Genomic DNA, 2467 nt, shown 5'->3' with positions numbered 1-2467 from the left:
GTCGTGTATTCGAAGCGGTTGCTCAACGATCTGGCGACCATTTGTGTGGCGCGGAGTCCGTATCGGCAAGAGCTATTTGGCGTGGTCGTGGAGTCCACGTATAACTGGTACTGGCTGGTTGATGGCTTGTAGCAGCTGGGCATTCGCTCCACTTGGCCGATACCACGGCGATCAAGCAGTACGATGGTCTCAAGCTTCATGGCGACGAATCCGATGCGCGTCATCTTGCGCACGTTCTTCGGCTTGGTCTGCTGCCGAAAGCCACATCATACCCAAAGCCGATCGCGCGTTCCGAGACCTTGCACGCAGGCGCATGCAGTTAGTTGGGCAACGGACGTCACAGATCGTAAAAGTGATGACTCGCACCCAAAACGAATTCACGAACAGCTACAAAAGAAGAGTCTTGAGGAGGATATGGGGGAGTGAAGCGAGGGGCGGACTAAGCGAGTAGATCTGGCAAGCAAACGATCCATTTCGTGCTGAGCGTTGTCAGTATCTGATGGAATTTTGGCGGAGTTTGGATTCTTCGAGGTTTAGGATGAGTCTTACGACGACAACACGAAAACAGTGGTTGGAAAGTGATTTGCAAAAGCTCGGATTTTTTTCGAGCTAACGGCATTATCGGTGGAATAGGTTGTACCACTTTCTGGCACAACCTAATTGTTTCTAGATTTGCTTTGCTTCTGACTTGCTTACCCTGAGTAATCCCGTACATCACTTTACAATCTGGAGTGCAAATGAGCTCACGACGGGCTGTCACAAATCTTACTAATCTCGATGCACTCCTTAGCGCGATTGATAATGACGCCGTAACTAATGCCCTGTATGAGATGCGTACGCCAGAAAGATTGATGGGGACGCTCCCTGATGGGAGTACCGTCAGTACGAGTCTCGCGAGCTATATCCTTGGGAATAATGTGGCGAACCTGGTGGCGATCGGCAGCGCTACATTTTCTGGCAAAGGCAATCTCCTCGACAATCGTATTGAGGGAGTCGCAACTGCTGCCAATAAGCTTGATGGCGGAGCTGGCAATGACACTTTGATTGGCGGCAGCGCTAACGACAACCTGCTTGGCGGCGATGGCAACGACAGCTTGGCCGCTGGCACCGGCAACGACACGGTAGATGGCGGGAACGGCAACGACGTCGTTCAGCTCGCCGGTAATATTTCGGACTACCATATCGCTCGTCTGAATCCGGCAGACACCCAGCTTGTGAGTGAGGCGCTTGGCATTACGCTCACCGCACGGAACGTGGAGAGTTTCAGCTTTGACGACCGCATGTATTCGCTGGCGGAAGTCCAGTTCGGCCTGTTCAGTAGCGGTAATGATCGCATTCTTGGTACTGATGATGCCGATACCTTGGCTGGTGGACTGGGAAACGACACCATGCTTGGTGGCGCTGGTAACGATATCTATATCGTGGAACAGAGCGGCGATGTCGTCACTGAGATTGCCAACGAAGGCTTCGATACAGTCAGGGCGGCTTTGGCCAGCTATATCCTCAAAGATAATCTCGAAGGTCTGGAATATACAGGTACCGGGGCATTTACCGGCACCGGCAACTCTCTGGATAACGTCCTTAAAGGTGGTGCTGGCAATGACAAGCTGAGCGGAATGGCGGGCAACGACACACTAGCTGGCAACGGCGGCACAGACCGTCTCGACGGCGGCGCAGGCGACGATACCGCCGTGGTGCTTGGCAACCTCGCGGACTACAAGATTGTGCGCGTGAGCGCAACGGACACGCAACTGGCCAACGTCATCACCTACGAGACGGTAACACTGACCGGCATCGAGTCCATGAAGTTTGCGGATGTCGGCACGCTGGCGATGAGTGCGGTGTTGACCAACGTAGTCAGCGCATACGGCGATAACCTGGTGGGTGGCTCCGGCGCTGATACTCTGGATGGTCTGAAGGGCAATGACACCATGGCCGGCATGGACGGCGATGACACCTATGTGGTCGACAGCGCCGGCGATGTCGTCGTCGAAGCCGCGAACGCTGGCAATGACCTGGTGAAAGCCGCGATGTCGTCGGGCTTGTATATTCTAGGCGCCAACATCGAAGCTGGTATCGTCACCGGCACAGGCGCTGCAGGCATTATAGGCAATGATCTGGGCAACACACTGACCGGCAATAGCGCGACAAACGTGCTGAATGGCGGCGCTGGCAATGACATCATCGACGGCAAAGGCGGCGCGGACAAAATGGCGGGCGGCTTCGGCGATGATACCTACAATGTCGACGTAGCCAGCGACACGGTCACCGAGCTACCAGGCGAAGGTACCGACACTGTGCTGTCCTCCGCCACATCCTACACTCTGTCGGCCAACGTCGAAAACCTGACTTACACCGGCAGCCTGGCGTTCAAAGGTACCGRCAATGCGCTGGAAAACATCCTGACCGGCAGTACTGGCAACGATTCTCTGAGCGGCATGGCGGGGAGCGACAAGCTGTTTGGTGG

At 55.0% G+C, this 2467-nt stretch carries 2 protein-coding genes; one reads left to right on the top strand and one right to left on the bottom strand.

Annotated elements, in window-relative coordinates; translation table 11 throughout:
- The coding region (locus tag AB4Z11_RS29420) for a hypothetical protein (RefSeq protein ID WP_442029376.1) at positions 1-233 on the bottom strand (233 nt) is incomplete at its 3' end.
- A gap of 696 nt (positions 234-929) precedes the next feature.
- Between AB4Z11_RS29420 and AB4Z11_RS29415 the strand changes: the two genes are divergently transcribed.
- The coding region (locus tag AB4Z11_RS29415) for a calcium-binding protein (protein WP_442029374.1) at positions 930-2467 on the top strand (1538 nt) is incomplete at its 3' end.

Origin of the sequence: Pseudoduganella sp. RAF53_2, assembly GCF_052113985.1 — a bacterium.
Classification (GTDB): domain Bacteria; phylum Pseudomonadota; class Gammaproteobacteria; order Burkholderiales; family Burkholderiaceae_D; genus Rugamonas.
The sequence above is the reverse complement of the archived record's forward strand: the minus strand, read 5'-3'. Positions and strand labels throughout refer to the sequence as shown.